Origin of the sequence: Ramlibacter sp. AN1015, assembly GCF_037726105.1 — a bacterium.
Classification (GTDB): Bacteria; Pseudomonadota; Gammaproteobacteria; order Burkholderiales; family Burkholderiaceae_C; genus Ramlibacter.
The window spans coordinates 117,494-129,715 of sequence record NZ_JBBJUM010000009.1; the positions used below are offsets into that span (position 1 = coordinate 117,494).

Below are 12,222 nucleotides of genomic sequence, written 5' to 3' on the forward strand. Positions count from 1 at the left end.
GCAGATGCCCTGCGGCTCACCGGGTGCGCTCGAACAGCTCGCCGATGGCTTCGCGGTACTTGCCCTGGCCGATGGACATGGTACTGTGGTGCGAGCCCCCCTCGACCAGCAGGAAGCGCTTGGGGCCCTTGGCCGCTTCGTAGAGGCGCTGTCCGAGCTCGCTGCGGATCAGGTTGTCATTGGCACCATGGACCACCAGCAGGGGCGAGCCGATGCGTCCGACCTTGCGCACCGATTCGAACCGCTGCGTGATGAAAGGGCCTACCGGAAGCCAGCCCCAGCGGAAGCTGCTGGCTACGTCGGGAATGGAGGTGAAGGTGCCCTCGACGATAGTGCCCTGCTCATCGGGCACGGCAGCGGCCAGATCGATGGCGATGGCGCCGCCGAGGGAGTGGCCGAAGATGTAGCGTGGCCTGCCCGGGTAGCGGGCCCCGAGCCAGTTCCATGCGCTGCGCGCGTCCTCGTAGGCCATGTCCTCGGAAGGCAGCATGTTGGTGCTCTTGCCGAAGCCCCGATAGTCGATCGCCAGCACCGAGAACCCCAGCTCCTGCATGCGGCGGATGCGCCCGGCCGAGCCGGCGACGTTCCAGCGGGCCCCGTGCAGGTACAGCAGCACCGGGCTGCCGGCGCGCGGCGTTTCGGCTTCGAGCCAGAGTCCGTGCAACTGCACGCTCTGGCCGGTGATGCGCGAATCGAAATTGATCCACACGTCCTGCATCCCCTCGGCCAGCGCGGCGGAGCCGCCCCAGGCCCGGTCGCTCGGCTGGAAGATCCAGGCGCGCTGTTTCTCGTCGAGGGTGGCGCAGCCGAGGGTGAGCAGGCCGGCCAGCACGGGAGTGGCGATGAGGGAGATCCAGCGTTTCATGGGCAACTCAGGCACAGATCACCGCGCTGCCGGGAAAGTTCATTCAGCGCCCGCGCAGGAAGAGGGCATCGAGTTCGCGCACGGAGAGCTGGCGCCAGGTGGGACGGCCGTGATTGCACTGGTCGGAGCGCTCGGTGGCTTCCATCTGGCGCAGCAAGGCGTTCATCTCCTCGAGGGTGAGGCGGCGGTTCGCGCGCACCGCGCCGTGGCAAGCCATGGTGGCGAGCAGCTCGTTGCGGGCGCGCTCCACCACGGTGCTCGCCTCGTGCTGCGCCAGTTCGGCAAGCACGCTTCGCGCCAGCTCGACGGCGTCGGCATGCGCCAGGTGCGTCGGCACCGCACGCACTGCGAGGGTGCGGGCAGAGAAGGGCGTTATCTCCAGCCCGAGCCGGCGCAGCGCCTCGCAGCAGGTCTCGGCCGTCGCCACCTCGTGCGGCGTGGCGGCGAAGGTCGCCGGGATGAGCAGCGGCTGGCTGGACAGTCCGGTGCCCTCCAGCTGCGCCTTCAGCTGCTCGTACACGATGCGCTCGTGGGCCGCGTGCATGTCCACCACCACCAGGCCCTGCGCGTTCTCGGCAAGGATGTAGATGCCCTGCAGCTGGGCCAGCGCGCGGCCCAGGGGCCAGGTCTCGCCCTGCGTGGCCTCGTCGCGCGGAGCGGGCGGGCGGGCAGCTGCCCAGGACGCAGGTGGTGCGGCGCCGCCCGCGGTGGGCTGCCACAGCAGGGACAGCTCGGCGACACGGTTGCCCGGCAGGGCATCGGTGCCGCGGGCGCGGAAGTCCATCTGCGGCTGGGCCCAGCGCGGCTGCAGCGACGCGGGCGCGGTCCAGTCACCGGCGGGCGCAGCCGCTTGCGCCGCCGCGCTGGCGTGGGCCGCGCTGCGGGGCGCTGCCAGGGCGTTCTCGACCGCGTGGCGCACCACCTGGTGCACGGCCCTGCCGTCCCGGAAGCGCACCTCGATCTTGGTCGGGTGCACGTTGACATCGACCTGGGAGGGATCGATTTCGAGGGACAGCACGTACACCGGCTGGCGCTGGCCGTGCAGCACGTCCTCGTAGGCGCTGCGCACGGCATGGGACAGCACCTTGTCGCGCACATGGCGCCCGTTGACCCAGGTCCACTGGTGGTCCGCGCGCGAGCGCGCCGCATCGGGGATGCCGACGCGGCCCGACACGCGCAGCGGGCCGGCACGCCAATCGACCGGCACGCTGTCATCGACGAATTCGCGACCCAGTACATCCGCGACGCGCTGCTCCCAGTCGGCCGGGCGCCACTGCTCGACCAGCTTGCCCTCGTGCCATATGGCGAAGCCGACTCCGGGGCGAGCCAGCGCATGCCGGCGCACCGCCTCGACGCAGTGCGCGAGTTCGGTGGCGTCGCTCTTGAGGAACTTGCGCCGTGCCGGTGTGCTGAAAAAGAGCTCCTTCACCTCGACCGTGGTTCCCACCGCGCGGGCCGCCGGTCGCAGCTCGCCGCTGCGGCCGTCGAGCAGGAAGGCGCTGGCCTCACCGGCCGTGCGCGACAGCAGGCACAGCTCGGAGACCGAAGCGATGGCGGCCAGCGCCTCGCCGCGAAATCCCATGGTGCCGACGGCTTCCAGCTCGGCAAGGGAGGCGATCTTGCTGGTGGCGTGTCGCTTCAACGCGACGGGGAGCTCGTCGCGCCCGATGCCGGCGCCATCGTCCTCGACGCAGACCAGGCGCGCGCCGCCGGCCACCAGCCGTACCGTGATCTGGGAGGCGCCGGCATCGAGCGCGTTATCTACCAGCTCGCGCACCACCGAGGCCGGACGCTCGACCACCTCGCCTGCCGCGATCTGGCTGATCAGTTCGTCCGGGAGTTCACGAATCGGGCGCCGGGGCGCTGAAGAAAGCACGGCATTCACGCCAGCGATTCTAGGTGCGAGGCCATAATCGGCCGGCCATGGAATACGTCGCCTTTCTGATCGATTTCATCCTGCACGTGGACCGCTATCTCGAGGCGTTCGTCCGCGACCACGGCGCATGGGTGTATGCCCTGCTGTTCGTCATCGTGTTCACCGAAACCGGCGTGGTGGTGATGCCCTTCCTGCCGGGCGATTCGCTGTTGTTCGTGGTCGGGGCGCTATGCGGCCTCGGCTTCATCAGCTTCCCGGTGGTCGTTGCCGTGCTGTTGGCGGCGGCGATCCTGGGGGACCAGTGCAACTACCACATCGGCCGGTACTTCGGCCCCAAGGTGTTCCAGTGGGAGCAGTCGCGGTTCTTCAACCGCCGCGCCTTCCTGCAGGCCCATGAGTTCTACGAGCGATACGGCGGCATCACCATCATCCTCGCGCGCTTCATGCCCTTCATCCGCACCTTTGCGCCTTTCGTGGCCGGGGTGGCAGCGATGAGCCGCCCCAAGTTCACCATGTACAACGTCTCCGGGGCGCTGATCTGGGTCCTGGGCATCTGCAGCGCCGGCTATTTCCTCGGAGGCTTGCCCTTCGTGAAGGCCCACCTCGACAAGATCATCTGGGCCATGATTTTCATTCCCGGCCTGATCGTGCTCGCAGGCGCCTGGCAGGCCCGCCGCAAGGCGTCGGCGCTGGTGCGCGGCTGAGGCTTCAGGCGCCCGGGGCGGCTGGTGCACCGGCCGCGCCCTGCGGCGCAGGTGGGCGCTGTTCCAGCGCCCACGCCACGTGTTCGCGCACCATGGCGCTCTCATGCTCACGCAGGCGCGCGAGCGCCGCTCGCAGCACGGCATCGTCCTGCCTGCGCAGCGCATTGCCCGCGGCAACCGCCACGTTGCGCAGCCAGCGCAGGTGGCCGATGCGGCGAATGGGGCTGCCCTCGGTGTGCGCGAGAAACTCCTGCTCGCTCCAACCCAGCAAGATCGTGAGGGTCTGGCCCACCAGCGGGCCGCGCGGCTCGAAGTCGGGCAGCGGGCTGCGCCGGGCGAACTTGTTCCACGGGCAGGCCAGCTGGCAGTCGTCGCAGCCGTAGATGCGGTTGCCCATGAGGGGGCGCAGCTCGGGCGCGATGCTGCCCGGGTGCTCGATGGTGAGATAGGAGATGCAGCGCCGCGCATCGAGCTGGCCGGGGGCGACGATGGCTCCGGTGGGGCACAGGTCCATGCAGGCCGTGCAGCTTCCGCAATGCCCGGTGGCCGCGGCGGTGGGCGGCAGGGGCAGGTCGAGATAGATCTCGCCCAGGAAGAAGAGCGAGCCGGCCTCGCGGTCGATTACCAGGGTGTGCTTGCCGCGCCAGCCCTGTCCGCTGCGCGCGGCAAGTTCGGCTTCCAGCACGGGCGCCGAGTCGGTGAAGACGCGGTGCCCGAAGGGGCCCACCTCGCCTGCGATGCGCTCGGCCAGCTTCTGCAGGCGCCCTCGAAGCACCTTGTGGTAGTCGCGGCCGCGGGCATAGAGCGACACCACGCCCTCGTGTGGGCGGCAAAGCCGGTCCCATTCGACGGCCTGCCATCCGGGCGGCGTGCTCGCAGGCAGGTAGTCCATGCGCGCCGTGAGCACGCTGACGGTGCCCGGCACCAGCTCTGCGGGCCGCGCGCGGCGCAGCCCGTGTGCGGCCATGTAGCCCATCTCGCCGTGGAAGCCGCGCGACAGCCACTGCAACAGTCCGTCTTCGGCGGCGGAAAGGTCGATTCCGGCTACCCCGATTTGCGAGAATCCGAGCTCATGGGCCCACTGTCGGACGTGGGCCAACAGCGAAGGACCATCGAGCTGAGCGCGAGCGAACGTCACCCGCCGATTGTAGAAAGCCCCCTCGTGCTGCACTGGCAGGACGAGGCGCAGACCCTGGCGTTCGCGCGGAAGCTCGCGGCCAGGCCGGCCATCGCCGGCGCCTTCATCGAGCTGCGCGGCGAGCTGGGCGCCGGAAAGACCACCTTCGTGCGCCACCTGCTGCGCAGCCTCGGCGTCACCGGCCGCATCAAGAGCCCCACGTACGCCGTCGTCGAGCCGCACGAAGTGGGCGGCCTGTCCATCTGGCACTTCGACTTCTACCGCTTCAGCGATCCCCGCGAATGGGAAGACGCCGGCCTGCGCGACGTGTTCGCCGGCCCGGGTCTGAAGCTGGCCGAGTGGCCCGACAAGGCTGCCGGATTGCTGCCGACGCCGGACCTGGTGCTGGCCCTGGAGACCGAGGCCGACGAGAGCCGCCGCGTGACTGCGACCGCCCACACGGCGCTCGGCCAGGAGCTGCTCGCATGAATCCCGTGCGGCGGGCCGTGTTGCGCGGCGGCAGCCTGGCACTGCTGCTGGCGGTGCCGCAGATCGTGCGCGGCGCGAGCATCGTTGCCGTGCGCATCTGGCCGGCGCAGGACTATTCGCGCGTGACCATCGAATCGGATGGCCTGTTGCAGTCCTCGCAGACCAGCGTCGATAACCCGCCGCGGCTGGCAGTCGATATCCACGGACTCGACCTCGACCCGGGCTTGCGCGAGCTGGTGGCGAAGGTGCGTGCCGACGACCCCTTCATCGCCGGCATCCGCGCCGGCCAGTTCGCCCCAGGCACGGTGCGTCTGGTGGTCGATCTCAAGCAGGTGGTGCGCCCGCAGGTGTTCCACCTGCCGCCGGTCGCCGCCTACCAGCATCGTCTGGTGCTGGACCTCTTTCCCGAGCAGCCGGTCGATCCGCTGGAGGCCTTGATCGCCGAGCGCCTGCGCGAAGCCCCCGCCCCGCTCGTGGGCCCTGCGGCGCAGGCTTCGGCAGGTCCGGGGGCGTCTTCCGCCGACCCGCTGGGCGAGCTCATCGCCCGGCATGCAGCCCGCATCGACTGGGCGTCGGGCGTGCCAGCCGCTGCGCCGGTGGCGGCCACGTCCCAGCGCACCGACCGGATCATCATCGTGGCGATCGATCCCGGCCACGGCGGCGAGGACCCCGGCGCCATCGGCCCCAACGGCACCCGCGAGAAAGACGTCGTGCTGGAGATCGCGCGCCGCCTGCAGGCGCGCATCAACGCGAGCAGCGTGGGCGGCAATCCGATGCGCGCCTTTCTCACCCGCGACGCCGACTTCTTCGTCCCCCTCGGCGTGCGCGTGCAAAAGGCCCGCCGCGTGCAGGCCGACCTGTTCGTGAGCATCCATGCCGACGCGTTCACCACCCCGAATGCGCGGGGCGCGAGCGTCTTCGCGCTGAGCCAGGGCGGCGCGTCGAGCACGGCGGCTCGGTGGCTGGCCAACAAGGAAAACCAGGCCGACCTGATCGGCGGGGTCAACGTGAGCGAACACGATCCGCACATGGCGCGGGTGCTGCTGGACATGAGCACCACCGCCCAGATCCGCGACAGCCTGCGCCTGGCCGGCGCGATGCTGGGCGAGATCGGCCAGGTCGGGCGGCTGCACAAGCCGCGGGTCGAGCAGGCCGGCTTCGCGGTGCTGAAGGCGCCGGACATCCCGAGCGTGCTGGTGGAGACCGCCTTCATCAGCAACCCGGAGGAAGAGGCCCGCCTGCGCAGCGCGAGCTATCAGGAGCAGCTGGCCGACGCGCTCATGCGCGGGATCAGCGGGTATTTCGCAGCCAATCCGCCGCTGGCGCGCAGCCGGGCTCTCTGAGCCGCGGGGGCGGCCCGCCACCGCCGACCGAGCGGCCTTTCGCCGCAACCTCGGGCCGTGTGCCCGCCTTATTCACCGTGCCGGCGCACAGGGGCGTGCCGCCTTGTCCGACATTGCCCGGCACCCGAGCGCCGCATAGTGTCCCGTTCGCCGGCGCACGTCAACGACCGCGCCGCCGCCCTTCACCCACTCTCCAAGGAATACCACATGAACATCAAGCTGATGGCCGCCGTTGCGGTCGCATCCGTAGTCGGTCTGAGCGGCTGTGCCAACACCGCCGGATCGGACCGCCAGACGCTCGGAACGCTGGGCGGTGCGGCGGCCGGCGGGCTGGTCGGAGACGCCGTGATTGGCGGGCCGCTCGGAACGCTGGGTGGCGCCGCGGCCGGAGGCTACCTGGGCAACCGGGCCACCGATCCGCAGCGGCGCTGATGGCGTGCAATGCGGCCGCGGTGCGAACGGCCGAGTCTGACCGCGCCGTCACGGCACGACGCTTGTCGGCGACAGCGCAGTCCTCACTTCTCCGACAACCGCCTGCTGCCCGGCTTCATACAGTCGATCCATGGTCGGTCGCCGCCCTGGCGGTCGCGCATTAGAGAAAGGGAACCCCATGAAACGCAAACTTCTGGCGGCCTTCGCGGCCGTGTCGATGATGGGCCTCGCGGGCTGCGCTGGCATGGACCGCATGTCGGACCGGCAGACGCTCGGTACCGTCGGTGGTGCAGCGGCCGGTGGGCTGGTGGGTGATGCCGTCATCGGCGGGCCTCTGGGCACGCTGGGCGGCGCTGCCGCGGGTGGTTACCTGGGCAACCGCGCTACCGATCCGAACCGCCGCTGATGCGGCTGCGCCTGCACGCGGCACGCCGCTGTCGCGTGCAGGCCCGCTCCCTCAGATGGGATAGATCAGCGAGTTGAGCACCATTTCGCTGTCGTAGATGCAGCGTCGGCTGCGCAGGCGCAGGCCCTCGGGCGTGCGTTCGATCTCGTCCAGATAGCGCCCGACGTTGTAGACCTCGCTGGCATCGCCCGGCCGGGTGCGGAACACCGCATAGTGCGCCTGGGCCCTGACCAGGCCCCCCTCGTGCGCTTCCAGTACCTGTGCCGGGCCCACCACATGGCGGGTGTAGTAGGGCCCGTGATAGATGGTGTTGGTGATGCCGTAGACGCGGTCGCGCATCATGGCCTGGCTTTCCAGCGCGATCAGCGCCAGCGGAAGGCCGCGGTCGAAGTTCTCCCGCGCCTGCACGGTGTACTGGCCCTCCGGCACAAAGAAACCCGGCCAGTCGTCGAAGCGCCGCTCGTCCAGCGCGGCGGCGTAGGCGGCGTTGAGCTGGTCGATCTCCAGCTGCAGCAGCAGTCGCTCCACGGGCGCGCTCACGCGGTGCCCTCCATTGCCGCGGTGTTCTTCGCAGGGCCCTTGGCGATACGGCTCCCGTCCATGCTCAGCCTCGTGTTCATACGTCCATTACCTTGCGCCAGTACGCATACATCGAGCGGATCAGCGTCTCGGTGACCATGTGCTCGGCAGGCTCCGTGTCCGTGCCGCCGAGCTCGCAGAGCGTGGCGCCGTCTTCGCCCCACTGCTCGAAGCCCTGCTGGCTGAATTCGATCACCTCGCCGTCGTCGGCCGAGACGAAGCCAGCGGGGCCGAACAGGTTGGCCTGACGCAGCCGCCGGCGGGTCATCTCGGGCGTGTCGTCGGAAAAGCCGAAGTGCGTCCACACGAAGTCGAACTCGCCCGCGCCGCGCGGCACGATGTGCCGGGTGGACAGCGAGTTCACCTGCTGCTGGATGATCACGCTCGGGAACAGCGTGATCATGGTGACCGTGGGCGTGATCGACTCGCCGGGACGTGCCGGATCGTCAATGGTCCACCAGGGCTCGGGCACCACGTCGAGCAGGCGGTCGTCCTGCAGCACCATGTTGGCCTTGAACGACGTCACGCCTTCGGTCACGTGGCGGTTCTCGCCGCCCTCGTTGCGGCGCGAAACCATCACCGCGTGGCGACCATGGGAGTCCATGACCATGCGGCTTTTCTGGTCGGCACGCCACAGACCGAATGTCACGAACCAGGTGTGCAGCAGGCCCGGGTGGTACGGGTCCTTGATGTTCTCCATCATCAGTTTCCAGTTGCCCGGAATGCGCTGGCGGTTGATCCCCAAAAGGGTGAGTTCACGTCCCGCGAAGATGCGGTCGAGCCAGGGCGTCACCTGCGGGCCGAGATAGTCCTCGAGCGGTTCCGCGTCGGCGCTGAAGGTGGCGAAGACGAGGCCGTGCAGCACCGCCACCCGCAGCTTCACCAAGCCGTTGGACTGCAGGTCGAAATCGGCGGGCATGCCCCCGTTCACGCCGTCGCCTTCCTTCACGCCGTCCTTGAACGGCAGCCCGGCGAGATCGCCGTTCAGTTTGTAGGTCCACTGGTGGTAGGGGCACACGAAGCTGCGCACCGTGCCCTGCGGCTGCTTGCAAAAGCGCACGCCTCGATGGGCGCAGCGGTTCTCGATGACCCGGATGCCGTGGTCGGTGCCCCGATCACGCGGCGCCACGCGGTCGCGCACCATGATGACCTGCCGCTCGCCGACCCAGCTGAGCTTGTAGTCGCCGGTGTTCGGGACCTCGACGGCCAGGCCGACGTAGCTCCAGTGGCGGCCGTTGAAGATGCGCTCCAGTTCGCGCTGGTAGACATGCGGGTCGGTGTAGGCCCAGAACGGAACACGGCTGGAGCCCTCGCGGCTCCATCGTGAGAGAGGTTGGGGGGCGTTCATGGCGCAAATGCTACGACGAAAGAATGGACCGGGGGTTGCGAGCGTGCGAGCCACGCTCACGGTCAGGGCGAGGGGGCCGCGGTCACCGTCTCGACCCCGAGCACGCCCAGCGCGAAGGGCAGGCTCGCCATCGCCAGGACCGTGGAAAGCGTGACCAGCGCCGCCACGTAGGGGCCGTTGTAGCCCATGCGCGCGGCCAGCACATAGCAGCTCGATGCGGTGGGCAGCGCGGAGAACGCCAGCAGCACGGTGGTCTGCGGCGCGTCCAGTCGCAGCAGCCGCGCCACCAGCAGCGCCACCAGCGGCAGCAGAAGGTGGCGGATGGTGAGGACCGACGCGGCCAGCGCCTTTCCCGTCACCAGAGAGCCGAACTGCATGCCCGCGCCCGCGGCCATGAGGCCCAGGGCGATCGAGGTGGCGCCGATGCGCGAGACGGTGGGCTCCAGCCAATCCGGAATCTGCACGCCCAGGAGGTTGGCCGCCAATCCGGCCGCCGTTGCCACGATGAGGGGGTTGCGCACCACGGCCGAGCCGAAGTGGCTGCCCGACTCCCGTGCCATGGGCCACACGGCTGCGACGTTGAGCAGCGGCACGCAGAAGCCGATCAGCACCGCGATCATCTGCACGCCCTGCGCGCCGGCAAGCCGCTCGGCCAGCGCGAGCGCGATGAAGGAATTGAAGCGAAAGGCAACCTGCGTGGATGCGGCGTGGTCGCGGCGGTCGATGTGCGGACCGAGCCAGGGCAGGCGCGGCAGCGCGTACGCCATGCCGACACCGGTGGCGCCGACCAGCAGGCCGGCGGAGATCAGGCTCGAGGCGGCGCCGATGTCCAGCGGGCTGCGCACGATCGACTGGAACAGCAGCACCGGAAAAAGGAAGTAGTACACCAGCGCCTCGACCTGCAGCCAGACCGTGCGATTGAGCGCCGTGTAGCGACACACCAGCCAGCCGCACAGAATCAGGGAGAAATCGGGGAACAGCAGCTTGGCGAAGGTCACCTGCCGAGCATAGCAAGCGGCTCCGGGTTAGCCCTTAAGTGGGCCGTTCGGCGTGTCGAGAGCGCCTGTGCGCCGTTACCATCGCTGACCTGAACCTTTCCACGAATCAGAAGGAGTACCAATGAAACGCCGCCAAGTGTTTGCCGCATCCGCCGCCGTGACCCTGCTCGTGTCCGCTGGCGCCGCGCTGGCCCAGAGCTACCCGAGCAAGCCCGTGCGGCTGCAGGTGCCCTTCGCGCCCGGCGGCACCACCGACATCGTCGCGCGTGTGATCTCCGAGCCGCTGGGCAAGGCGCTGGGACAGAACGTGATCGTCGAGAACAAGGCCGGCGGCGGTGGCGTGGTGGGCGCGAGCGAGACCGTGCGCGCGACACCCGACGGCTATTCGCTGGGCATGGCCACGGTCTCGACCACGGCGGCCAACCCGGCGATCAACCCGAAGATTCCGTACAACCCGGTCACGGACTTCACCCCCATCGTCAACATCGCGGCCACTCCGAACATCATCGCGGTGCACCCGAGTTTCCCGGCCAAGGACTACAAGTCCTTCGTCGCCGAACTCAAGCGCAACCCGGGCAAGTATTCCTTCGCATCCTCCGGCACGGGCGGCATCGGCCACCTGCAGATGGAGCTGTACAAGAACCTGTCCAACACCTTCGTCACGCACATCCCCTACCGCGGCGCGGGCCCGGCGCTGAACGATACGGTGGCGGGCCAGGTGCCCATCATCTTCGACAACCTGCCTTCGGCGCTGCCGTTCATCAAGGACGGCCGGCTCGTGCCTATCGTCGTGGCCGCGCCGCAGCGCGTCGCTTCGCTGCCGAACGTGCCGACCTTCAAGGAAGTGGGGCTGGAGCCGGTCAACCGCATGGCGTACTACGGCATCCTCGGGCCCAAGGGCCTGCCCAAGGACGTGGTCGACAAGGTGAACTCCGGCGTGCAGACCGCATTGAAAGATCCGGCCGTGCGCAAGCGCATCGAAGACACCGGCTCCGTCATCATCGGCAACAGCCCCGAGCAGTTCGCCGAGCAGATCAAGGCCGAGTACGAGGTCTACAAGAAGGTGGTCGACAGCGCAGGCCTGAAGCTGGAGTGAGCGGCCGGCACCCGGCGCCGGCCGGCGCGGGCGCCGAGGACCCTTCCATCGACCAGTTCATCGACGCCCTCTGGCTGGAGGAGGGCCTGTCGAAGAACACCCTGGCGGCGTACCGGCGCGACCTGAGCCTCTACGACCGCTGGCTGCAGGCGCAGGGCCGCGCCCTCGACGCGACGGGCGTGGCCGACCTGCACGGCTACTTCGCGGCGCGCCATGCCGAGACCAAGGCGACGTCCGCCAATCGCAGGCTGGCGGTGCTGCGCCGCTACTTCCGCTGGGCGCTGCGCGAGCGCCGCATCTCGGCCGATCCCACCCTGCAGCTGCAACCGGCCAAGCGGCCGCTGCGCGTGCCGCGCACGCTGACGCAGGCGCAGGTCGAGGCGCTGCTGGCCGCACCGGATGTCGATGCGCCGCTGGGGCTGCGAGACCGCGCCATGCTGGAGCTGATGTACGCCAGCGGCCTGCGGGTCAGCGAGCTGGTCACGCTCAAGGTGCTGAACGTGAGCCTGTCCGAACATGTGCTGCGGGTGTTCGGCAAGGGCGGCAAGGAACGCCTGGTGCCGTTCGGCGAGGTGGCCCGCGACTGGCTCGTGCGATATCTGGAGACTGCGCGCGGTGAGATCCTGGCGGGCCAGCAGACGCAGGACCTCTTCGTCACCGCCCGGGGCGCCGGCATGACGCGCGCGATGTTCTGGGTGATCGTGAAGAAGCACGCGGCCGCTGCCGGCATCACCGCGCCGCTGTCGCCGCACACGCTGCGGCACGCCTTCGCGACGCACCTGCTCAATCACGGGGCCGACCTGCGCGCGGTGCAGATGCTGCTGGGGCATGCCGACATCTCGACCACAACGATCTACACCCACGTAGCGCGCGAGCGCCTGAAGCAGCTGCACGCGCGGCACCATCCGCGCGGCTGAAGACCGCGCGCGGGCGTGTGCTGCGCCCCGCCGACGCCGCTGCCCGCACCGC

General features: G+C 69.4%; 13 protein-coding genes. 7 read left to right on the forward strand and 6 right to left on the reverse strand.

The window, feature by feature from the left end; translation table 11 throughout:
• Positions 1 to 16: 16 nt before the first annotated feature.
• On the reverse strand, positions 17 to 865 hold the full coding sequence (locus WG922_RS15345) for an alpha/beta hydrolase (RefSeq protein ID WP_340283607.1): 849 nt from the start codon (positions 863 to 865) through the stop codon (positions 17 to 19).
• Between the two features lie 43 nt (positions 866 to 908).
• The gene (mutL, locus tag WG922_RS15350; protein WP_340283608.1) at positions 909 to 2,750 is read right to left on the reverse strand and encodes a DNA mismatch repair endonuclease MutL; all 1,842 of its coding nucleotides are present in this window, start codon (positions 2,748 to 2,750) and stop codon (positions 909 to 911) included.
• 38 nt (positions 2,751 to 2,788) lie between these two features.
• Between mutL and WG922_RS15355 the strand changes: the two genes are divergently transcribed.
• A complete protein-coding gene (locus WG922_RS15355; RefSeq protein WP_340283609.1) occupies positions 2,789 to 3,445 on the forward strand; it encodes a DedA family protein in 657 nt (218 codons plus the stop codon).
• Positions 3,446 to 3,449: 4 nt separating this feature from the next.
• On the opposite strand, the gene queG is transcribed toward WG922_RS15355, so the two are convergent.
• Positions 3,450 to 4,583, reverse strand: coding sequence for a tRNA epoxyqueuosine(34) reductase QueG (queG, locus tag WG922_RS15360; RefSeq protein WP_445322840.1), 1,134 nt, complete (start codon positions 4,581 to 4,583; stop codon positions 3,450 to 3,452).
• Here queG and tsaE point away from each other — a divergent pair.
• The 4 genes from tsaE (at position 4,563) to WG922_RS15380 (ending at position 7,232) form a co-directional block, all read left to right on the forward strand.
• Positions 4,563 to 5,051, forward strand: coding sequence for a tRNA (adenosine(37)-N6)-threonylcarbamoyltransferase complex ATPase subunit type 1 TsaE (tsaE, locus tag WG922_RS15365; protein WP_340283705.1), 489 nt, complete (start codon positions 4,563 to 4,565; stop codon positions 5,049 to 5,051). The two genes, queG and tsaE, sit on opposite strands and share 21 nt — an antisense overlap.
• Positions 5,048 to 6,394 (forward strand): N-acetylmuramoyl-L-alanine amidase, encoded by a 1,347-nt coding sequence (locus WG922_RS15370; RefSeq protein ID WP_340283611.1) that lies wholly within the window; start codon positions 5,048 to 5,050, stop codon positions 6,392 to 6,394. The genes tsaE and WG922_RS15370 overlap by 4 nt, the downstream gene beginning before the upstream one ends.
• A gap of 207 nt (positions 6,395 to 6,601) precedes the next feature.
• Positions 6,602 to 6,826 carry a glycine zipper 2TM domain-containing protein gene (locus WG922_RS15375; protein ID WP_340283612.1) on the forward strand — a complete coding sequence of 75 codons (225 nt, stop codon included), beginning with the start codon at positions 6,602 to 6,604 and terminating at the stop codon, positions 6,824 to 6,826.
• Between the two features lie 178 nt (positions 6,827 to 7,004).
• A complete protein-coding gene (locus tag WG922_RS15380; protein ID WP_340283613.1) occupies positions 7,005 to 7,232 on the forward strand; it encodes a glycine zipper 2TM domain-containing protein in 228 nt (75 codons plus the stop codon).
• A gap of 51 nt (positions 7,233 to 7,283) precedes the next feature.
• Here the strand turns inward: WG922_RS15380 and WG922_RS15385 are convergent, their stop codons facing one another.
• The 3 genes from WG922_RS15385 to WG922_RS15395 form a co-directional block, all read right to left on the reverse strand.
• Positions 7,284 to 7,772, reverse strand: a complete 489-nt coding sequence (locus WG922_RS15385; protein WP_340283614.1) for an aromatic-ring-hydroxylating dioxygenase subunit beta — start codon at positions 7,770 to 7,772, stop codon at positions 7,284 to 7,286.
• Positions 7,773 to 7,848: 76 nt separating this feature from the next.
• Positions 7,849 to 9,159 carry an aromatic ring-hydroxylating dioxygenase subunit alpha gene (locus WG922_RS15390; RefSeq protein WP_340283615.1) on the reverse strand — a complete coding sequence of 437 codons (1,311 nt, stop codon included), beginning with the start codon at positions 9,157 to 9,159 and terminating at the stop codon, positions 7,849 to 7,851.
• Positions 9,160 to 9,221: 62 nt separating this feature from the next.
• Positions 9,222 to 10,157, reverse strand: coding sequence for an AEC family transporter (locus WG922_RS15395; RefSeq protein ID WP_340283616.1), 936 nt, complete (start codon positions 10,155 to 10,157; stop codon positions 9,222 to 9,224).
• Positions 10,158 to 10,278: 121 nt separating this feature from the next.
• On the opposite strand from WG922_RS15395, the gene WG922_RS15400 reads away from it, so the two are divergent.
• Together WG922_RS15400 and xerD are read left to right on the forward strand one after the other, a co-directional pair.
• Positions 10,279 to 11,253: a tripartite tricarboxylate transporter substrate binding protein BugE gene (locus WG922_RS15400; RefSeq protein WP_340283617.1), complete on the forward strand. Its 975-nt coding sequence runs from the start codon at positions 10,279 to 10,281 to the stop codon at positions 11,251 to 11,253.
• Positions 11,250 to 12,170 (forward strand): site-specific tyrosine recombinase XerD, encoded by a 921-nt coding sequence (xerD, locus tag WG922_RS15405; RefSeq protein WP_340283618.1) that lies wholly within the window; start codon positions 11,250 to 11,252, stop codon positions 12,168 to 12,170. The genes WG922_RS15400 and xerD overlap by 4 nt, the downstream gene beginning before the upstream one ends.
• Positions 12,171 to 12,222: the final 52 nt, after the last annotated feature.